The following is a 21,391-nucleotide window of genomic DNA, read 5'->3' on the forward strand; positions in this document are numbered from 1 at the left end:
GTACAATTCCGCTCCTGTCCGCCCTCGATGGCGGCAGCTCAGACCACAATAACTACAGAGGAAGGCCTGGTCATGTACGCAGTACTGGTCACCGGCGGTAAGCAATACCGCGTGGCGCAGGGCGAAAAGCTCCGCATTGAAAAGCTCGAAGTCGAAGTCGGCAGCGAGATCAAGTTTGACAACATCCTGATGCTGGGTGACAGCGACGGCGTGAAGCTGGGCGATGCGCTGAAGGGCGCTGCCGTCACCGCCAGGGTCCTGTCCCAGGGTCGTGCTGACAAGGTCCGGATCATCAAGTTCCGTCGCCGCAAGCACCACATGAAGCGTCAGGGTCACCGTCAGTACTACACCGAAATCGAGATCACCGGCATCGCCGGCTAAGCATCAGGAGAAGCAGTCATGGCACATAAAAAGGGCGTAGGCTCCTCGCGCAACGGTCGCGACTCCAACCCGAAGTACCTGGGCGTCAAGATCTTCGGCGGCCAGGCCATCGAAGCCGGCAACATCATCGTGCGTCAGCGCGGCACCCAGTTCCACCCGGGCACCGGCGTTGGCCTGGGTCGTGACCACACCCTGTTCGCCCTCGTGGACGGCAAGGTGGAGTTCTCGGTCAAGGGCGCCAAGAAGCGTCGCACCGTCAGCATCGTCTCGGCCGACGCCTGATCCAGGCATCGCCGGCACCCGTGCCGCGGCATGGCCGTGCTGGATGAAGAGCACGCTGCATGGAGAGCCCCGCTTCGGCGGGGCTTTTCGTTAGAGTTGAAGCAAGACCGGCTGGGCCGGGTTGCCGGCCCGCGGCCGGCATGACATTCAAGGTGGCGGCCACCAGGTCGCGCCCATCGCAGGCATCGAAACAATGAAACTGGTAGACGAAGCAGAAATCGAAGTGTTCGCCGGCAACGGCGGCAACGGCTGCATTGGCTTCCGTCGCGAGAAGTTCATTCCGCTCGGCGGCCCGGACGGCGGCGACGGCGGTGCGGGCGGCAGCGTGTACATCCGCGCCGACGAAAACCTGAACACCCTGGTCGACTTCCGCCATGAGCGTATCTTCAAGGCGCAGCGCGGCGAGAACGGCATGGGCCGCCAGGCCTATGGCAAGGGCGGCGAAGACCTGACCATCACCGTGCCGGTCGGCACCGTGGTCATCAACGTTGCCACCGATGAAGTCATCGGCGACCTGACCCAGCACGGCGACCGCCTGCTGGTGGCCAAGGGCGGTCGCGGTGGCCTGGGCAACATGCACTTCAAGAGCTCGACCAACCGCTCGCCGCGCCAGGCGCTGCCAGGCGAGCCGGGCGAAGAGCGCACGCTGAAGCTGGAGCTGAAGCTGCTGGCCGATGTCGGCCTGCTGGGCTTCCCCAACGCCGGCAAGAGCACCCTGATCCGTGCCGTTTCGGCGGCAACGCCGAAGGTGGCCGATTACCCGTTCACCACGCTGTACCCGAACCTGGGCGTGGTGAAGGTGGAGAACCACCGTAGCTTCGTGATCGCCGACATTCCGGGCCTGATCGAAGGCGCTGCGGACGGCGCCGGCCTGGGTGCGCAGTTCCTGCGCCACCTGCAGCGCACCCGCCTGCTGCTGCACCTGGTGGACATCTCGCCGATGGAAGGCGGCGTGGAGGGCATTTCGCCGGTGGAGCAGGTGCGTGCGATTGAACGCGAGCTGGAGAAGCACGATCCGGAGCTGCTGAACAAGCCGCGCTGGCTGGTGCTGAACAAGGCTGACCTGATGTTCGAAGACGAGGCGCAGGCCGCGGCGGAGCAGATCGTCGCCGAGCTGGGCTGGAAGGAGCCGTGGTTCCTGGTTTCCGCGCTGGGCCGCGAAGGTACCTTCCCGATCATGAGCCGGATCATGGCCTTCTTCGATCGCCAGAAGGAAGACGAGCTGGAAGCCCGCAACGCGCAGTGAATGCCGTTGTGGTTCCATGCGGAAAACCCGGCTTCGGCCGGGTTTTTCATTTGGTAGTGCCGGCCGCTGGCCGGCAATCCCGGTGAACCGCAGGCAACAAAAAACCCGGCCGGGGCCGGGCTTTTGTCTGCTGCCCAACCCCGAAGGGCAGGGTGGCAACGCCGGATCAGGCGGCCTTGAGGGCCTTGATGCGGTCGTTCAGGCGGCTCTTGTGGCGAGCAGCCTTGTTCTTGTGGATCAGGCCACGCGCGCTGAAGCGATCCAGGATCGGCTGGGCAACGGCGAAGGCGGCTTCGGCGCCGGCGGCATCGTTGGCGTCCAGCGCCTTGATCACTTTCTTGACAGCGGTGCGCAGCATCGAGCGCTGAGCCACGTTGCGCGCGTTGCGCACGACGGTCTGCTTGGCGCGCTTCTTGGCGGACTTGATATTGGCCACGGTGGTGGTTTCCTGAAAAAATCGGTGTTATGGGAACAGCAAGCTAGCTAGTATGATGGCCCGAGAAATGCACGTCAAGTCGATTGTCAAGAGGGACGCTGAGTGAGTTCACCGAAGATGTTGCGGGGCCTGCTGTCGTTCAGCAGCATGACCATGGTCTCGCGGGTTCTCGGACTTGTCCGGGATCAGGTGATCACTACCACGTTCGGCACCAATGCGGTTACCGATGCGTTCTGGGTTGCCTTCAGGATACCCAATTTCCTGCGCCGGTTGTTCGCGGAGGGGTCCTTCTCCACCGCCTTCGTGCCGGTGTTCACCGAGGTGAAGGAGACCCGCAGCCACGCCGAACTGCGTGAGCTGATGTCCCGGACCGCCGGCACCCTGGGCGGGGTGCTGATGCTGGTCACCGCCCTGGCGCTGATCTTCGCGCCGCAGCTGGCGGTGGCATTCTCAAGTGGTGCTGATACCGACCCGGTCAAGCAGACCCTGCTGGTCGACCTGTTCCGCCTGACCTTCCCGTTCCTGCTGTTCGTGTCGCTGACCGCGCTGGCCGGCGGTGCGCTGAACAGCTTCCAGCGCTTCGCGATGCCGGCGCTGACCCCGGTCATCCTCAACCTGTGCATGATCGCCGGTGCGCTGTGGCTGGCGCCGCGGCTGGGCGGCACCCCGGAGAAGCAGATCCTGGCGCTGGGCTGGGCGGTGCTGGCGGCCGGTCTCCTGCAGCTGCTGTTCCAGCTGCCCTCGCTGAAGGGCATCAACCTGCTGACCCTGCCGCGCTGGGGCTGGAACCATCCGGGGGTGCGCAAGGTGCTGACGCTGATGGTGCCGACGCTGTTCGGTTCGTCGGTGGCGCAGATCAACCTGCTGCTGGATACCCTCATCGCCGCCAAGCTGACCGACGGCTCGCAGTCCTGGCTGTCGCTGGCTGACCGCTTCCTGGAGCTGCCGCTGGGCGTGTTCGGCGTGGCCCTGGGCACGGTGATCCTGCCGGCGCTGGCCCGCCACCACGTCAGCACCGACCGCGAGGGCTTCTCGCGCTCGCTGGACTGGGGCCTGCGCATGACCCTGCTGATCTCGGTGCCGGCGATGCTGGGCCTGGTGCTGCTGGCCGAGCCGCTGATCGCTACCCTGTTCCAGTACCGCCAGTTCACCGCGTTCGATACCCGCATGACCGCCCTGTCGGTGTACGGCCTGAGCTTCGGCCTGCCGGCGTTCGCCCTGCTCAAGGTGGTGTTGCCGGCCTTCTACGCCCGCCAGGACACCAAGACCCCGGTGCGCGCCGGTGTTGCCGCGCTGGTGGCCAACATGGTGTTCAACTTCGCCCTGCTGGCCGTGCTGTACCAGGTGATGGTGCCGGACGAGCTGAAGGCACAGGGCGTGATGGCGGCCATCGGCAAGCAGCCGGGCCTGCACCTGGCACTGGGCATCGCCAGTGCGCTGTCCAGTTACCTGAACCTGGGCCTGCTCTGGTACTGGCTGGGCAAGACCGATGTCTACCAGCGGCGGCCGGGCTGGGGCGGCTATCTGGTGCGGCTGGGGGTGGCCTGCGTGGCCATGGTCGGCGTGCTGCTGGCCCTGCTGCACTGGGTTCCCGACTTCACCGGCATGGACAAATGGCACCGTATCGGTGGCCTGATGCTGCTGGTCGGCGGCGGCGGCGCGACCTACGCGGTGGCCATGCTGGCGATGGGCTTCCGCCCGCGCGACCTGCGCGGGCATTGATCGCGGTCCGTGGCGGCTATACTTCAGGGTTACACCATTGAAGCGGCGGCCCCGGTCGGGCCGGAACGAGAGTTGATGAGCAGGCTGTTCAGAAGCGTCGAGGGCGGGGAGCTGTTCCCCAACGGAAGCGTGGTCTGTATCGGTGCATTCGACGGCCTCCACCTGGGCCATCGTGCGCTGGTCCGCCACGCGGTTGCCCGCGCGCGCGCCTTGGGCGTGGCCGCAGTGGCCGTGGCATTCGAGCCGCTGCCGCGTGAATTCTTCGCCCAGGGCACGCCGCCGCCGCGGCTGACCCTGGCGCGCAGCAAGGTCGAGATCCTGCGCGAGCTCGGCGTCGATGCGATCGGCCTGCTGCGTTTCGACGCGGCGATGGCGGCGATGCCGGCCGAGACCTTCGTGCGCCGGTTGCTGGTGCACCGGCTGGGCGCCCGCGAAGTGTGGATCGGGCCCGAGTTCTGCTTCGGCAACCGCCGCCGCGGTGATCTGGCACTGCTGCAGGAGATGGGCGCCGAACTCGGCTTCACCGCGGGCGAGATCGAAGCGGTGGACCTGCATGGCGAGCGCATCTCCAGCACCCGCATCCGCCAGCTGCTGCAGGAGGGCGATTTCGCCCGCGCCAACGACCTGCTCGGCCGCCCCTACGCGATCAGCGGGCGGGTGGTGCGCGGGCGCCAGCTCGGCCGTACGCTGGGCTTCCCCACCGCCAACCTGCGCTTCCCGAAGACCCCGGCACTGTCGGGCATCTACGCGACCTGGGTGCACGGCGTGTTCGACCAGCCCTGGCCTTCGGTGTCCAGCTTCGGTACGCGGCCGACGGTGGAGGGCGTGGAGCCGCTGCTGGAAGCCCACCTGTTCGATTTCCAGGGCGACCTGTACGGCCGCCACATCGACGTGGAGTTCGTCGCCAAGCTGCGCGACGAAGAGAAATTCAATGATCTGGCGGCGCTGACCGACCAGATGCACCGCGACGCCGAACAGGCGCGCGCCATCCTTTCCGAACATAGATTGCGAGCCACTGCGTGAGCCAGGACTACAAGACCACCCTGAACCTGCCAGCCACCGAATTCCCGATGCGCGGCGACCTGCCCAAGCGCGAGCCGGGCATTCTGGCGCGGTGGGAAGAGCAGGGGCTCTACCAGCAGCTGCGCGACAACGCCGCCGGCCGCCCGCTGTTCGTGCTGCATGACGGCCCGCCATACGCCAACGGCCGCATCCACCTGGGCCACGCGGTCAACAAGATCCTGAAGGACATCATCGTCAAGTCGCGCTACCTGGCCGGCTTCGATGCGCCCTACGTGCCGGGCTGGGACTGCCATGGCCTGCCGATCGAGATCGCGGTCGAGAAGAAGTGGGGCAAGGTCGGCACCAAGCTTGACGCCGTCGAATTCCGCCAGAAGTGCCGCGAGTTCGCCGAAGAGCAGATCAACATCCAGCGCGTGGACTTCAAGCGCCTGGGCGTGACCGGTGACTGGGACAACCCGTACAAGACCCTGAGCTTCGATTTCGAAGCCAACGAGATCCGCGCGCTGGCCAAGGTCGTGGCCAACGGCCACCTGGTCCGCGGCGCCAAGCCGGTGTACTGGTGCTTCGACTGTGGCTCGGCGCTGGCCGAGGCCGAGATCGAGTACCAGGAAAAGGAATCGCCGGCGATCGACGTCGCCTACGCTGCACGCGATGCGCAGGCCATCGGCCAGGCGTTCGGCGTGAGCGTGCCGGTCGACGTCGAAGTGGCCGTACCGATCTGGACCACCACGCCGTGGACGCTGCCGGCCTCGCTGGCGGTGTCGCTGGGCGCGGAGATCAACTATGTGCTGGCCGAAGGCCCGGCCCACAACGGCAAGCGCCGCTGGCTGGTGCTGGCCGCGGCCCTGGCCGAGCGCGCGCTGCAGCGCTATGGCGTGGACGAAGTGGTGCTGCATGGTGAAACCACCGGCGCTGCGCTGGAAAACCAGCTGCTGGCGCATCCGTTCTACCCGGAGCGCGAGATCCTGGTGCTCAATGGCGACCACGTCTCCGACGAGGACGGTACCGGTGCGGTGCACACCGCCCCCGGCCACGGCCAGGAAGACTTCGTGGTCAGCCAGAAGTACGGCCTGCTGGACAAGTACAACGCTGGCCAGGTCACTCCGATCGACGGCCGCGGCGTGTACCTGGAATCGACCCCGCCGGCCGGTGACGTGGTGCTGGCTGGCCAGCACCTGTGGAAGGCGCAGGAGGCCATCGTCGGCGTGCTGCGCGACAACGGTTCGCTGCTGGCGTTCCATCCGATCCGCCACAGCTACCCGCACTGCTGGCGCCACAAGACGCCGGTGGTGTTCCGCGCCACCCCGCAGTGGTTCATCTCGATGGACAAGGCCAACCTGCGCAACGATGCGCTGGCCGCCATCGACACCGTCGGCTGGTTCCCGACCTGGGGCAAGGCGCGCATCCAGAGCATGGTCGACGGTCGCCCGGACTGGACCATCTCGCGCCAGCGCACCTGGGGCGTGCCGATCGCACTGTTCACCCACCGCCAGACCGGCGAGATCCATCCGCGTTCGGTGGAGCTGATGCAGCAGGTCGCCGACCGCGTCGAAGCCGAGGGCATCGACGTGTGGTATTCGCTGGACGCCGCCGAACTGCTCGGTGCCGACGCGGCCGACTACGAGAAGGTCACCGACATCCTCGACGTCTGGTTCGATTCGGGCGTGACCCATGAAGGCGTGCTCGCCGCGCGTGGCTTCGGCAAGCCGGCCGACCTGTACCTGGAAGGGTCCGACCAGCACCGCGGCTGGTTCCAGTCCTCGCTGCTGACCGGCGTGGCGATCGACAAGCGCGCCCCGTACAAGCAGTGCCTGACCCACGGCTTCACCGTGGACGAGCACGGCCGCAAGATGTCCAAGTCGCTGGGCAATGGCATCGAGCCGCAGGACATCATGAACAAGCTGGGCGCGGACATCCTGCGCCTGTGGATCGCCTCGGCCGACTACAGCAACGAGATGTCGCTGTCGCAGGAGATCCTCAAGCGCAACGCCGACGCCTACCGTCGCCTGCGCAACACCGCACGCTTCCTGCTCGGCAACCTGGACGGTTTCGACCCGGCGCAGCACCTGCAGCCGCTCGAGCAGATGGTCGCGCTGGACCGCTGGATCGTGCATCGCGCGTGGGAGCTGCAGGAGAAGATCAAGGCGGCCTACGACGGCTACAACATGGCCGAGATCGTGCAGCTGCTGCTGAACTTCTGCAGCGTGGACCTGGGCTCGCTGTACCTGGACGTGACCAAGGACCGGCTGTACACCATGCCGACCGATTCGCACGGTCGCCGTTCGGCCCAGAGCGCGATGTACCACATCGCCGAAGCATTCACCCGCTGGGTGGCGCCGATCCTGACCTTCACCGCCGACGAGCTGTGGGGCTACCTGCCGGGCGAACGCGCCGGCCACGTGCTGTTCACCACCTGGTATGACGGCCTGGCGCCGTTGCCGGCCGATGCCCAGCTCAATGCCGCCGACTTCGACCAGCTGCTGGCCGTGCGCGAGCAGGTGGCCAAGGTGCTCGAGCCGATGCGCGCCAACGGTGCGATCGGTGCGGCGCTGGAAGCGGAGATCACCATCGCCGCCAGCGAAGAACAGGCCGCGCGCTGGCAGCCGCTGGCCGATGAACTGCGTTTCCTGTTCATCAGTGGCGACGTGCAGGTGCGCCCGGCGACCACCGACGAGGTGTTCGTCAGCGCCCAGCCGACCACCAAGGCCAAGTGCGTGCGCTGCTGGCACCACCGCGCCGACGTCGGCAGCAACGCCGACCATCCCGAGCTGTGCGGCCGTTGCGTGAGCAACGTGACCGGCGCCGGCGAAGTGCGGAGCTGGTTCTGATGGCCGCGCCCCGTCCGCATCCGAACGCCCTGGTCTGGCTGCTGCTGTCGGTGGCCATCATCGGCCTGGACCAGTGGTCCAAGGCCTGGGTGCTGTCCAGCCTGCCGGAGTTCCAGCCGGTGGTGGTCATCGACGGCTTCTGGAACTGGTACCGCACCTACAACACCGGCGCGGCATTCAGTTTCCTGAGCGACGCCGGTGGCTGGCAGAAGTACTTCTTCACCGCGCTGGCGATCGCCATCAGCGGGCTGATGGCGTGGTGGCTGCGCGGCACCGCCCGCGGCAACTGGAAGGCCGCGGTGCCGTATGCGCTGATCATCGGTGGCGCCATCGGCAACGTGATCGACCGCCAGGTGCACGGCCACGTGGTCGACTTCATCCAGTGGTACGTGGGCAGCTACACCTGGCCCTCGTTCAACATCGCCGACTCGGCCATCGTGGTGGGTGCCGTCGGCATCGCGCTGTTTGGCCTGTTTGACGGCAAGTCCGCCAAAAAGGCGGATAATGCCAACCCGAAACCGTAAGCCGGCTGCCGCCGGGAGACTGAACTGATGGATGTGCTGCTCGCCAACCCGCGTGGTTTCTGTGCCGGTGTCGATCGTGCGATCGAGATCGTCAAGCGCGCGATCGAAACGCTGGGCGCGCCCATCTATGTCCGCCATGAAGTGGTGCACAACCGCTTCGTGGTCGACGACCTGAAGCAGCGCGGCGCGATCTTCGTCGAAGAGCTCGACGAGGTTCCGGACAACAACACCGTGATCTTCAGCGCGCATGGCGTGTCCCAGGCCGTGCGCCAGGAAGCCGAGCGCCGTGGCCTGAAGGTGTTCGACGCCACCTGCCCGCTGGTGACCAAGGTCCACTTCGAGGTCGCGCGCCACTGCCGTGCCGGCCGTGACGTGGTGCTGATCGGCCACGCCGGTCACCCGGAAGTGGAGGGCACCATGGGCCAGTGGAACCGCGAAGCCGGGACCGGGCAGATCTACCTGGTCGAGGATGTCGAGCAGGTCGCGACGCTGCAGATCAACCAGCCGGAAAACTTCGCCTACACCACCCAGACCACGCTGTCGGTGGATGACACGCGCGGCATCATCGATGCGCTGCGCGAGCGGTTCCCTGCGATGCAGGGCCCGAAGAACGACGACATCTGCTACGCCACGCAGAACCGCCAGGATGCTGTGCGCGACCTGGCCAAGCGCTGCGACCTGGTGCTGGTGGTCGGTTCGCCGAACAGCTCCAACTCCAACCGTCTGAGCGAGCTGGCCCGCCGCGAAGGCGTGGAGTCGTATCTGATCGATGGTGCGCACGAGATCGACCCGGCATGGGTGGCAGGCAAGCAGCACATCGGCGTGACCGCCGGCGCCTCGGCGCCGCAGGTGCTGGTCGATGGCGTGCTGGCGCGCCTGGCCGAGCTGGGCGCCACCGGCGTGGGCGAGCTGGACGGCGAACCGGAATCGATGGTGTTCGCGCTGCCGAAGGAACTGCGCCTGCGCCTGGTCGACTGAGCGCGGAAGGACGTCTGCAGGGTACGGCCCGCCACTACCCGGTGTGGGTGCGAACCGAAACTGATCTGGTGGGTGCGAACCTTGGTTCGCACGCCTTTGGCATGGCCGGGTGGGCGCACCGCCCATGACCTTTGGCCATGGGGCCGGCCATGGCACAGGCCTAGCATCGGAGGATTCCCCGTTGTTGGAAACTGCCTGATGAAGACCCGAGCCCTGGCAATGTCGTTGCTGTTCGCGCTGGCGGCCACGCCTGCACTTGCGCAGACCTCGCCACCGGCCAACGCGGCAGCCCCAGGACTGCTGCGCATCGATGTGGACGCGCGCGATCTGGCCCGGCGCATCTTCAAGGTGACCGCCACCGTGCCGGCCAAGCCCGGCCCGATGACCCTGCTGTACCCGCAGTGGATTCCCGGCAACCATTCGCCCACCGGCCCGATCGACAAGCTGGCCGGCCTGCGCGTGACCGCCAACGGCAAGCCGCTGGCCTGGCAGCGTGACCAGTACAACGTCTATGCGTTCAAGGTGGACGTGCCGGAGGGCGTGAGCGAGATCGTCGCCCACTTCGATTTCCTGTCCTCGCAGGGCGGCAGCCAGGGCCGGGTGGTGATGACCCCGGAAATGCTCAACCTGCAGTGGAACGCCAACTCGCTGTATCCGGCCGGCATCGACGCGCGCCAGCTGCAGGCGCAGGCCAGCGTTACCCTGCCCAAGGGCTGGTCGTTCGCCACTGCATTGGAGACCGCGCGCCGCGACGGTGACACCGTGGTGTTCAAGCCGATCTCCTATGACCATCTGGTCGATTCGCCCTTGTTTGCCGGCGAGCACTACCAGCGCATCGATCTCGATCCGGGCGCGAAGGTGCCGGTGCACCTCAACGTGTTTGCCGACGACGCCAAATCGCTGAAGCCGAGCGAGGCGCAGATCACGATGCACCGCGCGCTGGTGCAGCAGGCTGACAAGCTCTACGGCGCGCGGCACTACAACCACTATGAGTTCCTGCTGGCATTGACGGACCGCCTCGGCGGCATCGGCCTGGAGCATCACCGTTCCAGTGAGAACAGCGCCGACCCGGGCTACTTCACCGAGTGGGACAACAACGCGTGGATGCGCGATCTGCTGCCGCACGAGTACACCCATTCCTGGAACGGCAAGTACCGTCGCGGCGCGGATCTCGCCACCGCCAACTTCAACACGCCGATGGGCGACAGCCTGCTGTGGGTCTACGAAGGCCAGACCCAGTTCTGGGGCCAGGTGCTGGCGGCGCGTTCAGGGCTGTGGTCGACCGCGCAGGCGCGCGACATGCTGGCCAACGTGGCCGCGACCTATGACCGTGGTCGCCCGGGCCTGGCCTGGCGGCCGCTGCAGGACACCACCAATGACCCGACCATCGCGCAGCGCCGCACGCTGCCTTACCGCAACTATCAGATGAGCGAGGACTACTACTCCGGCGGCCAGATGCTGTGGCTGGAAGTGGAGGGCAAGCTGCGCGAACTGAGCGGCAACCGGCGTAGTCTGGATGACTTCGCACGTGCGTTCTTCGGCGTGGGCAACGGCGACTGGGACGTCAACCCGTACACCTTCAACGACGTGGTCGCGACCTTGAACGGCATAGCGCCGTATGACTGGGCGACGTTCCTGCGCGGGCGCCTGGACGGCCACGGTTCGTTGACCGGCGGCCTGGAACTGGCGGGCTGGAAGCTGGTCTACCGCGATACGCCGAACGACGCCTACAAGGCACAGGAAAAACGCGCCAAGGCGGCGCTGCTGGCGTACTCGCTGGGTGCGACCGTGCTCGACAGCGGTGTGGTCGGCGACGTGATCTGGGACAGCCCGGCGTTCAATGCCGGCCTGGCGCCGGGCATGAAGGTGATTGCCGTTGGCGGGCGCGAGTACAGCAGCCAGCGCTTGAAGGATGCGGTAGCTGCGGCGGCGAAGGACAAGGCGCCGATCGTGCTGCTGGTGAAGCAGTTCGACCGCATCGAAACGATGAACATCGCCTACCACGGTGGCCTGCAGTACCCGGTGCTGGAGCGTATCGCCGGCAAGCCTGACCGCCTTGCGGACCTGTGGAAGGCACGATGAAACCGCGCGCCCGCGATGGCGTGATCCTGTTGATGGCGATCCTCGCCATCCTCGGTGCGTTCCTGCACGGCGACGGGCGCTGGCTGCATTGGCTGGCCAAGCCGACCACCACGCTGCTGATCGCTGCCATCGCCTGGCGCGTGCATGATCCAGCGCAGCCGTTCTACCGACGCGCGGTGCTGGCTGGCATGCTGCTGTCGTGCGTGGGGGATATCGCGCTGATGTTGCCGGTGGATGCGTTCGTGCCGGGGCTGGTCGCGTTCCTGCTGGCGCACCTCTGCTACATCGTCGCCTTCCGCGATGGCCTGCGTGCCGGACGTGGCCTGCTTGCCGCCAGCGTCCTGCTCGGCGCGTTCGCTGTACTGAATGTACTTGGTCTGTGGCCGCACCTGCCCGCACCGATGCGCATTCCGGTGCTGGCATACGTGGTGGTGCTGGCCTCGATGGCGGTCCTGGCGCTCGCACGCCAGTGGCGGCGACCGCACACCGATGCAATGGATGCCAGCAGCTCCCGCTGGGCGGCCGCCGGTGCGCTGCTGTTCGTCGCCAGCGACTCGCTGCTGGCCTGGGACCGCTTCGCCGGCGGCCTGCCACTGGCCAGCCTGCTGGTGCTGTCCACGTACTACGGCGCGCAGTACGCCATCGCCCGCTCCGTGAAACAGCAAAAAGGGGACGGAGGGGATTAAGTCGCAGACGGCACCAAGGCACAAACGACTTAATCCCCTCCGTCCCCTTTTCGCGTTGACTATCGGAGGGTCGCGTTGCCGGAACGGCCTTGTGCGTCGAAAGAGAGGCGTGCGGACTGGCGATCACCGGCGACTTCGTCCGGCAGCCAGACCAGAGTGCCACCCTTGCGCACGATCACATAGACGTGGCCGACTTCACCGGGAGTGCCCATCAATGCGTTGCGCTGTGCCTGCAGTGCCTGGGCCACGCGCGGCACCGCCTCGAAATCGATGTTGGCCAGCGCCGTGCTGCTGCGGCGCAGGGTGATGGTGGGCGCGAAGCGCTGCGGATTGACCGGGTCGCCCTTGCGCCACTGGCCGCGTTCGAAGTGGTAGCTGTCCACGCGTGACGGCTGCTGCGGATCCACCAGGTCCAGATTGATCCGGCCATCGTCGTAGAAGTGGATGCTGTGGAATACCGTCAGCCGGTGCCCGGCCAGCGCAGGCATCTGTTCCAGTGCCTGGCGGGCGGCCAGCAGGTAGTCCGCATCGAGCAACCGGTTGTTGCGTTCGGGCACCGGCGGCAACCGCGGCTCGGTCATCGGCGCGAGCGAAGCGGGCCTCTCGCGCGCTGGCGGCATGGCGATCGGCGCGCTTGCGCTGTCGGCCTGCACCGAATGGCCCAGTGTTTCGCCCAGCGTCTGCAGGGCTCCGCCTGCCACGGCGACGCCGGCCAGCACCAGCAACACCACGGAGAACACCAGCCGGGTCGAGGGCGGCTGCTTCATACACCCTCCAGGCGAACGTTGCGGCGATCTTCCGGGTCGTACAACAGCGTGACCCGCTCGCGCGGAAGATTGGCCAGCTCGATCAACGGGATGAAGCGGCGCACGCTCACCTGCTGCACGCCACCTTCGCGGTCGATGTATTCCAGCTGGAACTCCACCTGCGGCTGCTCGTTGAGATAGGTGCCGGTCTGGCGCAGCTTCAGCACCTTCGCATCCACGCCGATGCCGCGATACTTCAGCGCGTCACCGCGGGCGTCGGCCTGCAGCAGCCGGCCGAGCAGGCGCAGGCCCAGCGCGTAGCCGCACAACACCAGCGGGCACACCAGCAGCGGATGACCGAGCGACAGGAAGGTCCAGCCCAGTCCCTCACTCTGCAGCCGATAGGCGGCCACATAGGCACTGGCCACCGCCACGATGCCGATCGCTGCGCCGACACCACGGCGCCAGAGGCTGGCGACATCCAATTCAGGCTGGGCACCCTCCAGCACCACGTTGGGGAACGCGCCCGGCATCCGGCTCAGGCGTACCTCGATACGCTTGCCGGCCACGAAACGCTGCAGCTGCGGCTTGCTGTCCACCACCAGCATCTGTTCGTTGATGGGCGTGCCGGACAGGTTCTGGAAGCCCAGTTGCAGCTTCCACTGCGCGAAGCCGCGCACGTGCACGCCGGTCGGCTCGGCCTGTTCGATCAACGCGTCGCGCGGCTCACCGCCGGCCAGGATGGTGCGCACCCGATGCAGCGCGCGCGGCGGGCCCAGCAGCAGGTAGTGCAGGAAGGCGAGCAGCAGGGCCAGCCACAGGATCACCGACAGCGCGAGCAGCAGCAGGGCCAGCCATGGCGCGCTGCGGTCGGCCAGTTGCACCGGCCACGACGTGCCGACATAGAGGATGCAGGGGAAGGGCAACGCGAAGAACAGCAGGAACGCGCCCCAGAACCAGAGATAGGCCTTCATGGGGTGGTGGGGAACCGATGGAACAGGGCGCGTAGGGTACTACGCTCAGCGGATCTGCAGGGTCAGCAGGAAGTAGCGGCCGAGCGGATCGTCGAGCCCCGGCATCTGGCCACCGTTGCCAACCAGATAGTTCACCGGTTGCGTGTCGAGCACGTTGTGCACGTCCAGCGCGGCGACCACGCGCGGCCCCAGGCGTCGTGCGAGATGCAGGTTCCAGCGCAGCTGCCGGGGGTTCATGCAGTGGTTCTGCTCGCGCTGTTCCTCCGGGCATTCCGCACCGGGCAGCCAGGCGCGCGTGCGCCCCACCTGGTTGCCGCGCAGGGCGATGTCCCAGTTGCTGTTCTGCCACTGCACGTTCAGCACGGCGGCCATCGTCGGCGTGACATGGCCGCGCAGGTCCACCGTTGCATCATGGCCACGTTCGCGGCGCAGTTCCTGCTGCTTCAGCGCATCGAGCGAGAACAGCCACTGGCCGGTGCTGCCGGTATCGATGTGGTACTCCCCGCGCAGTACAAAGTTGCGCGAGGTGGTGCGGCCGATGTTGTCGAAGGACAGGCGCAGGTTGCTCAGGTGGCCGTCCTCGTCCAGCTCCCAGGTGCCGGGGTTCCACACCGCGTCGGCCGGTTGCAGGGCCAGGATCTCGTTGCGCAGTTCGACGATGTTGTGGGTGAGTGACAGCGAGAACGTATCGGTCGGCGTCCAGGTCGCGGCCAGGGAATGGCTGCGCGACCGCTCGGCCTTCAACGCATCGTTCTCCACCACGTCCACGGTGACGCTGCAGCGCCCGTTGCCGCTGCTCTGCGCGCAGTCGGGCAGGGCGCTGGAGGCCGGCAGCTCGATCGCACCGAAATAGCCCGGGGGGCGCCGCTGCTCGAACAGGCTGGGCGCACGGTAGCCGCGCCCGCTGGCAAGCAGGAAGGACCACCGGGGCGTGGGGCTCCAGCGCAGGCCAACACGGGGTGAAAAGGCCTGGTAGTCGCCATCGCGGTCCCAGCGTGCGGCCAGGTCCATGCGCAGCGTGTGCGCCAGGGGCAGGCCGAGTTCGGCGTAGGCGCCGCCACTGCGGCGCGCCAGGTGGCGCTGCTCCTGCGGCAGGCCCAGCGCCAGGTCACCCTGGCTCAGCAGGGCGTCGGGATGCGAGGTCCAGCGCTCCTGGCGCAGGTCGATGCCGGTGGCCAGCTGTGCAGCACCGCCGGCCAATGGCATCAGCTCCCGCTGCATGCCCCACCAGCCCTGCCACTGCTCGGTGCGCCCGCGATTGCGGATCGACGGGAACAACTGCTCGGCCGCGCCCGCCGGCAACGAGGTGAAGCCGGGCAGGAAATCCAGTGTCTCGGCGACCCGCAGCAGGGGCTCGGCGCGCACGGTGCCCGACGTGGACAGGCTGACATCGCTGCGCTGTGCGCTGATGCCGGCATCCCAGCTGCGCCGGCCCTGGTCGCGGCCAATGCCGAAGGTGACGTCGGCGTCGGTGGCACGTACATGCGGACGCACGTTGCCAGCTTCGCGCAGCACGCTGTTGAAGGTGAACCCGTACAGGCCGATGGCAACGGCGGTTGGACCAAGGTCGAAGCGTTGCCGGTTGTGGCTGGCCCGCGCCTCGGCGTAGGCATAGCGACCTTCGCCGCGCTCATGCCGGTAGCGCAGGTAGGCCGAGGCGGTATCCGAGGCCGGTTGCAGCGAGCGTGGTCGGGCGCTGTCGAACCAGCAGGCACCATCGCGCCGCGTCAATGGGCCTTCGCAGCGTTCTGCCGGCCAGTAGCGTCCATCGCGGAACGCGCCGATCAGGTACTGCGAGGTTTCCGCATGCCATTGGCGGCGATCACCGGCCACGTGGTCGATGCGGTGCAGGTCGATGCCGGCGAACCAGCGGTCCCCTCCGTCGCGCACGCCGCCGGTGGCCGCCTGCACGCGATACTGGCCAGCGTCGCCGCGCCCGCTCAGGCCGGTCTGCAGCATGGCTTCCGGGCCGTCAGCCTGGTCGCGCAGGATGATGTTGACCACGCCGGACATCGCGTCGGCGCCATAGATGGCCGAGGCGCCGCCACGTACCAGCTCGATGCGTTCGACGAAGCTGAGCGGAATTCCCCCAAGATCGGTGAGCCCACCCTGTTCCAGCGACACCATGGGATAGCGTGGCAGGCGACGGCCATTGACCAGGAACAGGGTCGCACGCGGGCCCATGCCGTCCAGGCTGGTGGTGGTGGCCGCACCCACCGGCAGGTACTGCGAATCGCCACTGCGCGAGGTGCTCATCGCCGGGTGGCCGTTCATGCCCGGCAAGTGCCGCAGCAGGTCGAACAGGCTGCCGTAGCCGCTGCGCAGGATGTCATCGCGGTCGATGATGGTGACCGGCAGCGTGGTCTGCACGGAGGTGCGCGGCAGCCGGCTGCCGGTGACATGGATCGGCGCCAGTTCCACCTGCGGCGGCGCGTCGGCGGATTTGTGTGGCGAAGGTGCTGCGGGCGTGGCGCGTGCCGCGACCGAAGGTCGCGATGGGAGCGCGGGGTGGGTACGGCGTACGACGAATCCGCCAGCGGGCGTACGCAGGATGTTCACCGGCATGCCCGCGACCAGTTCCTTCAGGGCCGCGGCCGCATCGCGGTGGCCATGAGTGCCGGCCGTGCGCAGGCCATCCAGCTCACGCGCATCGAACAGCAGGGCAATGCCGCTCTGTCGCGCCCATTGCTGCAGGGCCGGCGCCAGCGGGCCTGAGCCAACATCGACCTCCAGGGTGCCCGCTTGCTCGGCCGCAGCGGCAGACGGCAGCGCGGGGATGCCCAACGCGAGGCAGAACAGGGTGCGGAGCAGCAGCCCCCCCTGCAGCGCGCCCGGTACTGCCATCACCGCAGGCCTCCTCAGTACGTGCGGCGCAGTTCCAGCGCGCCATCCGGTCGCGTCTGGCCAGCCACCGACCAGCCCAGTTCCAGTGCCGACAGCAGTTCCTGCGCGTCGCCGGCACGGAAGGTGCCGCTTACCGCCAGGCTGGCGATTTCCGGATCGGCGATCACCAGCGGCGTGTGGCCGTAGCGGTTCATGCGTTCGACCACGATCGACAGCGGTGTGGCATCGAACACCAGCTGTCCCTGCAGCCAGCCTTCAGCGGCGGCATTGGACGACAGTGCCGGACCGGGCTGGATGCGGCCACTCGGCAGTACCTGCAGTTGCTGGCCGGGCGCCAGGGTGTGCTGGGTGCCCCCGCTGCTGACTTCCACCGCACCTTCCAGCAGTGCGACTTCGACCAGGCCATCATGCAGGCGTTCCACCTGGAAGGTGGTGCCGATGTCGCGGATGGTGCTGTCGCCGGCGCGTAGCTGCAGGGCCTTGCCCGACGGTGCGACCTGCAGCTGCAGGCGGCCACGTTCCAGCACCAGGTTGCGATGGCGCCAACCGAAACGGGCGTGCAGGGTGGTGCCCGCATCCAGCGTGGCCACGCTGCCATCGGCCAGCGTCTGCAGCCGGGGCTGGTGGGAATCGTTGGCGTAGCGCAGCGGCGTGGGGTTGCCGTCGACGGCAATCATCCAGCCGATCCCGATGGCCAGGCAGACGCCTGCGGCAGCGGCCACTGCCGGCAGCCAGCGACGCGGCGCCGGCCGTGCCGCACGTGCCGCGGCGGTGCGCAGCCACGGGTCGGCGGCCAGTTCCTCGCCCTGCTGGAACAGGGTCTCGGCCTGGATCCAGGCAGTGACATGGGCCGGGTCCTCGGCCAACCAGTCCTCGAACGTCTCGCGCTCGCCCGGCGTACAGTCCGGAGCCTCCAGCCGCGCCACCCAGGCGCTGGCGCGTTCGAACAGCTGCGTATCTTCCCTGGGCCTGGCGTGACTCATCCGTTGTCCCTGTCGTTGTGCAGCGGATCCGTTCCGAGTTCCTGGCGCAGGCCCTGCAGGGCGCGGGCGATGTGTTTTTCCACGGTCTTGGCAGTAATTCCACAGTGCCGCGCGATCTGCGTATAGCTCATGCCGGTGATCCGGTTGAGCAGGTACACCTCGCGCGCGCGCTCGGGCAGCTTGAACAGGGCCTGCCGCAGCAGGGACAGCATCTGCCCGGACTCGGCCTGGCGCAATGGATCGGGCGACGTGCTGGAAGGCTCGTTGCCGCCATCATGTTCGGCGAGGGAAAGATGCGGCCGCGACTGCGACGAACGGCCGCGGTCTGCCAGGCGGTTGCGGGCGATACGATACAGCAGCAGCCGCAGCTCGTCGGCACTGTGCGCGCGATAGCGGATCAACCGCTCCATGCAGTCCTGCGCGATGTCCTCCGCATCCTCCGGCCCGACACCGCGCGTGCGCAGGAACGCACACAACGGCGCGCGTTCCTCCCGCACGAACGCAATGAACGCGTCCGCCGGCGCGGACAGGTCCGGCGCGCGATGGATCAGAGGAGAGGGGGCGGACAGGGCTGGCCTCGGACGTCGGTGGCGGGTACGTCTTCGAGTTTTACGCGACGATGACCGGATGGGGAAGAGTGTGCGTGGCCCACGAATCCATTGTGAATGCGTTCATGTTTCGAGGGCCGCTGCACTGGGGGAGGGCGCACCGTCCGGACGTTGAACTTTCGACCCGTGCGTTGCGGGTGGAGAGAGAGAACACATGAAGCATTCGAAGTTGAGCCTGGCCCTGGCAGCGTTGCTGGGCATCACCGCCATGGCGGCGGTTGATGACGTCATGGCAATGAATTATCACGTGCAGGACGATCGCGTCTTCCTCAGCGGCGGCGTAACCGTTGCCGATGTGGTGGCGCTGCCCGCGCTGCTGACCAAGGCGCAGGCCGAAGGACGCCCGATCCGCGAAGTCGTGCTGCGCACGTCCAACGGTGGCGCGCTGATCGCCGGCGAGTGGCTGCAGGCGGTGATCCGCACCCAGGGCCTGGACACGATCGTGTCCGGCCACTGCATTTCGTCCTGCTCGATCATGCAGTCCGGCGGCGTCAACCGTTATCTCGGCGGCGACCTGCCGCTGGTCGATTCGGTGCAGATCCATGCCGCCAGCAGTGGTGGCAGGATCACCTACGCACCGTCGCCGCGCATGACCCAGATCTACACCGGCAACTATGGCGGCGGCATGGATGCGGGCCTGCTGCACAAGGCCATGTATGAGGTGGTGCAGCCCAATGGCCTGCTGGTGTTCCGCGACCCGGCGCGCACCACAGGTACCTCGGTCACCTTCGATCCGGATGGCAGCGGCAGCAAGCTGGAGTCGTTCCCGGGCCAGGACATCCGCGGCAACAACATCATCAACACGGCAGGCTATCGCGATCCGGGCGACACCCTGCGTGTGACCAGCAACGTCAGCGGCGACATCAATCCGGGCTACCTGCGCACCGCGCGCCAGCTGCAGGCCTTCGTCGACGACGATTTCGCGCGCTGGAACACCGACTGGGCCAGCACCTACATCAACTACGCGGTGAGCCTGTACAACGTCTCCACGCGGGGGCCGAACGGCATCGGCACGCAGTCGCTGCAGCAGCTGCTTGCCGACCCCGACCTCCAGGATGAGCTGCGCGGCCAGTTGCGGCTGGCCGATCTGGATGCGTCCACCCTGGCAAGTTCGGCGGGCGTGATCCGTGTCAGCAACGGCGCCACCTGGCGCACCGCCGAAACCACCGGCGCCGATTTCATGCTGGTCGACAACGGCACCATCGCGCTGGAGGGCGGCGCGCTGCGTACCCCCGAGCTGCGGGTGATGCCGGGCAGCGTGGTGGTTGGCCATGGCGATATCGCATCGGTCGGCACCGACAGTGATGCGTTGCTGGATGGCACCGGCCCGTCCTACCGCGAAGACGGCTTCAACCGACTGCGCGTGTTCGGCACGCTGATGCCGCGTGGCGGTGATCTGGTGACCCACGGCTACGTCAACATCATGCCCGGCGGGCAGGTGCTGTTCGATGTTACCGAGGCCGGGGGCACCGGCAGTGGCCGCCTGCGCGTCGGCAGCTTCTACGATGGCGGGGCCGAAGAGGGGGCGCTGGTGATCGCGCAGGGCGCACACCTGGCGTTGAACGTCGCCCAGGGCTTCTATGCCGGCGGCTACCGCCGCGATCTGGTGGAAGGGCCGATCTACCAGGGCGGTTTCCAGGATGCCGTGCGACTGGGCGACACCGGCTACAGCGCCAGCATCACCGCGGGCGAAGTATTCCGCCCGCGCCACAATTCGCTGCTCAGCTTCAACGTCAACCAGACGGCCGACGGGCTGTGGCTGACCGCCAACCCGGGCTTCGATCAGCTGGGCCTGTTTGCCAACGGCACCTCCGGCGATGGACTGGGGCGCGCGCTGGCAGCCGCATCGGATCGCCAGGACAGCGGCCTGAAGTCGCTGCTCGGCGCACTGCAGTTCGCCGACCGCGATGTGATCGCACAGCAGGCCGGCGCCCTGCGCGGTGATGCACACGCCAGCCTGCGCCTGGCCGACAATGCACTGCTGGGCAGCATCGGCAACGTGGTGCAGCAGCACCAGGCGGCGATGCGCAGTGGCGGCGATGCCGATGGCCTGGCCTCGCAGGCGGCGCAGTCGGTGTCGGCGCAGCCGGGCATGCGCCATGGCAGCCTGTTCAACCAGCTGGCCATGCATCTGGTCGAGCCGGCCGGCGAGGCTGCTGGCGACAGCCGCGCGGCGGGTGGCAGCCGTGGCCTGTGGGCGCGCGGTTTCGCCAGCCATGGCCGCATCGACGCCGACGGTGGCGTGGCCGGCCTGAGCCATAACATCGGCGGCATCGTGGTCGGTGCCGACACGCACGTGGCCGATGACCGCGTCACCCTCGGCGTCAGCGTGGCCGCCGCGGACATGTCGACCAAGGCCAGCGATGGCTCCGGTTTCAGTGGCGACGTGCGCGCGCTGGATGTGGGAGGCTACCTGGATGCGACCTATTCGCGTGGCTACCTGTCGGCGGCCGTGCGCTACACCGACCTGCGCCACGATACCCGCCGCAGCCTTTCGGCCATCGATGGCCTGCAACAGCCGCTGCGCGCCCGATACAGCAACGACGCGATCTCGGCGCGGGTCGAACACGCGTTCTCCTTCACCACCGGCAAGGGACTGGTGATCCAGCCGCTGCTGCCGGTGGTGGATTACGCGCGGACCTCGGCCACCCGCTTCAACGAAGAGCAGGGCGCTGGCGCGCTGGTGGGGCGCAGCGGCAGCCTGGAGAGCATCCGCGTGGGTGCCGGCCTGCAGCTGTTCAAGACCTTCGAGGGCAACAACGGCGAGCGCATCACCCCGCGTGCCCGCGTGGCCTGGCAGAAGGAGCTGGGCGATTCACAGGCGCGCTACAGCACCGGTTTTGCTGCGGCCCCGGACCTGGTGTTTGGTGCCAGCAGCCAGGCCGTGGGCGAGCAGGTGCTGGCTTGGAACGTGGGCGTGACCAGTCGCGCCAGCGAGCGCCTGTCGATCATGGCCGACTACGTGGGTGAGCGCCGCGACGGGCAGATCCGGAACGGCGTGATGCTGGGCTTGGGCTACCGGTTCTAAGCGGTACCCGGCCCCGGCGA

Annotated in this window: 17 protein-coding genes; 11 read left to right on the forward strand and 6 right to left on the reverse strand. The window is 67.5% G+C overall.

Annotated features, from left to right (window positions below; genetic code table 11):
* The first annotated feature begins 72 nt into the window (after nucleotides 1-72).
* The 3 genes from rplU to cgtA all read left to right on the forward strand — a co-directional run bounded on the left by rplU (nucleotide 73) and on the right by cgtA (nucleotide 1,909).
* On the forward strand, nucleotides 73-381 hold the full coding sequence (rplU, locus tag AC5P56_RS19455) for a 50S ribosomal protein L21 (protein ID WP_495231866.1): 309 nt from the start codon (nucleotides 73-75) through the stop codon (nucleotides 379-381).
* An 18-nt stretch (nucleotides 382-399) separates the two neighbouring features.
* Nucleotides 400-663, forward strand: a complete 264-nt coding sequence (gene rpmA, locus AC5P56_RS19460) for a 50S ribosomal protein L27 (RefSeq protein ID WP_005408558.1) — start codon at nucleotides 400-402, stop codon at nucleotides 661-663.
* A 193-nt stretch (nucleotides 664-856) separates the two neighbouring features.
* Complete coding sequence (cgtA, locus tag AC5P56_RS19465; RefSeq protein WP_014646373.1) at nucleotides 857-1,909, forward strand: Obg family GTPase CgtA; 1,053 nt, start codon at nucleotides 857-859, stop codon at nucleotides 1,907-1,909.
* A gap of 166 nt (nucleotides 1,910-2,075) precedes the next feature.
* On the opposite strand, the gene rpsT is transcribed toward cgtA, so the two are convergent.
* Nucleotides 2,076-2,345, reverse strand: coding sequence for a 30S ribosomal protein S20 (gene rpsT / locus AC5P56_RS19470; protein WP_005408560.1), 270 nt, complete (start codon nucleotides 2,343-2,345; stop codon nucleotides 2,076-2,078).
* Between the two features lie 117 nt (nucleotides 2,346-2,462).
* Between rpsT and murJ the strand changes: the two genes are divergently transcribed.
* The 7 genes from murJ (at nucleotide 2,463) to AC5P56_RS19505 (ending at nucleotide 12,188) form a co-directional block, all read left to right on the forward strand.
* A complete protein-coding gene (gene murJ / locus AC5P56_RS19475; RefSeq protein WP_126412567.1) occupies nucleotides 2,463-4,067 on the forward strand; it encodes a murein biosynthesis integral membrane protein MurJ in 1,605 nt (534 codons plus the stop codon).
* A gap of 75 nt (nucleotides 4,068-4,142) precedes the next feature.
* Nucleotides 4,143-5,090 (forward strand): bifunctional riboflavin kinase/FAD synthetase, encoded by a 948-nt coding sequence (locus AC5P56_RS19480; protein WP_014646375.1) that lies wholly within the window; start codon nucleotides 4,143-4,145, stop codon nucleotides 5,088-5,090.
* Complete coding sequence (gene ileS / locus AC5P56_RS19485) at nucleotides 5,087-7,918, forward strand: isoleucine--tRNA ligase (RefSeq protein ID WP_100449617.1); 2,832 nt, start codon at nucleotides 5,087-5,089, stop codon at nucleotides 7,916-7,918. The genes AC5P56_RS19480 and ileS overlap by 4 nt, the downstream gene beginning before the upstream one ends.
* Nucleotides 7,918-8,442 carry a signal peptidase II gene (gene lspA, locus AC5P56_RS19490; protein ID WP_032956391.1) on the forward strand — a complete coding sequence of 175 codons (525 nt, stop codon included), beginning with the start codon at nucleotides 7,918-7,920 and terminating at the stop codon, nucleotides 8,440-8,442. Before ileS ends, lspA begins: the two co-directional genes overlap by 1 nt.
* Before the next feature lie 27 nt (nucleotides 8,443-8,469).
* A complete protein-coding gene (gene ispH / locus AC5P56_RS19495; RefSeq protein ID WP_005408565.1) occupies nucleotides 8,470-9,420 on the forward strand; it encodes a 4-hydroxy-3-methylbut-2-enyl diphosphate reductase in 951 nt (316 codons plus the stop codon).
* A gap of 198 nt (nucleotides 9,421-9,618) precedes the next feature.
* On the forward strand, nucleotides 9,619-11,502 hold the full coding sequence (locus AC5P56_RS19500; RefSeq protein WP_495231867.1) for a M61 family metallopeptidase: 1,884 nt from the start codon (nucleotides 9,619-9,621) through the stop codon (nucleotides 11,500-11,502).
* On the forward strand, nucleotides 11,499-12,188 hold the full coding sequence (locus tag AC5P56_RS19505; protein WP_180835885.1) for a lysoplasmalogenase: 690 nt from the start codon (nucleotides 11,499-11,501) through the stop codon (nucleotides 12,186-12,188). Before AC5P56_RS19500 ends, AC5P56_RS19505 begins: the two co-directional genes overlap by 4 nt.
* Nucleotides 12,189-12,247: 59 nt before the next feature.
* On the opposite strand, the gene AC5P56_RS19510 is transcribed toward AC5P56_RS19505, so the two are convergent.
* From AC5P56_RS19510 to AC5P56_RS19530, 5 genes are read right to left on the reverse strand one after another with little or no spacing between them, the layout of a single operon-like run.
* Nucleotides 12,248-12,955: a hypothetical protein gene (locus AC5P56_RS19510; protein ID WP_197604545.1), complete on the reverse strand. Its 708-nt coding sequence runs from the start codon at nucleotides 12,953-12,955 to the stop codon at nucleotides 12,248-12,250.
* On the reverse strand, nucleotides 12,952-13,908 hold the full coding sequence (locus AC5P56_RS19515) for a hypothetical protein (protein ID WP_111206922.1): 957 nt from the start codon (nucleotides 13,906-13,908) through the stop codon (nucleotides 12,952-12,954). Before AC5P56_RS19515 ends, AC5P56_RS19510 begins: the two co-directional genes overlap by 4 nt.
* Before the next feature lie 45 nt (nucleotides 13,909-13,953).
* Nucleotides 13,954-16,752 (reverse strand): TonB-dependent receptor plug domain-containing protein, encoded by a 2,799-nt coding sequence (locus AC5P56_RS19520; RefSeq protein WP_288495141.1) that lies wholly within the window; start codon nucleotides 16,750-16,752, stop codon nucleotides 13,954-13,956.
* Between the two features lie 14 nt (nucleotides 16,753-16,766).
* Nucleotides 16,767-17,735, reverse strand: a complete 969-nt coding sequence (locus AC5P56_RS19525) for a FecR family protein (protein WP_014646384.1) — start codon at nucleotides 17,733-17,735, stop codon at nucleotides 16,767-16,769.
* Nucleotides 17,732-18,265, reverse strand: a complete 534-nt coding sequence (locus AC5P56_RS19530; protein ID WP_075076110.1) for an RNA polymerase sigma factor — start codon at nucleotides 18,263-18,265, stop codon at nucleotides 17,732-17,734. The genes AC5P56_RS19525 and AC5P56_RS19530 overlap by 4 nt, the downstream gene beginning before the upstream one ends.
* 232 nt (nucleotides 18,266-18,497) lie before the next feature.
* Between AC5P56_RS19530 and AC5P56_RS19535 the strand changes: the two genes are divergently transcribed.
* A complete protein-coding gene (locus AC5P56_RS19535; RefSeq protein ID WP_495231868.1) occupies nucleotides 18,498-21,371 on the forward strand; it encodes an autotransporter domain-containing protein in 2,874 nt (957 codons plus the stop codon).
* Nucleotides 21,372-21,391 lie beyond the last annotated feature (20 nt).

The organism is Stenotrophomonas sp. YJH_SMC_131 (genome assembly GCF_059367975.1).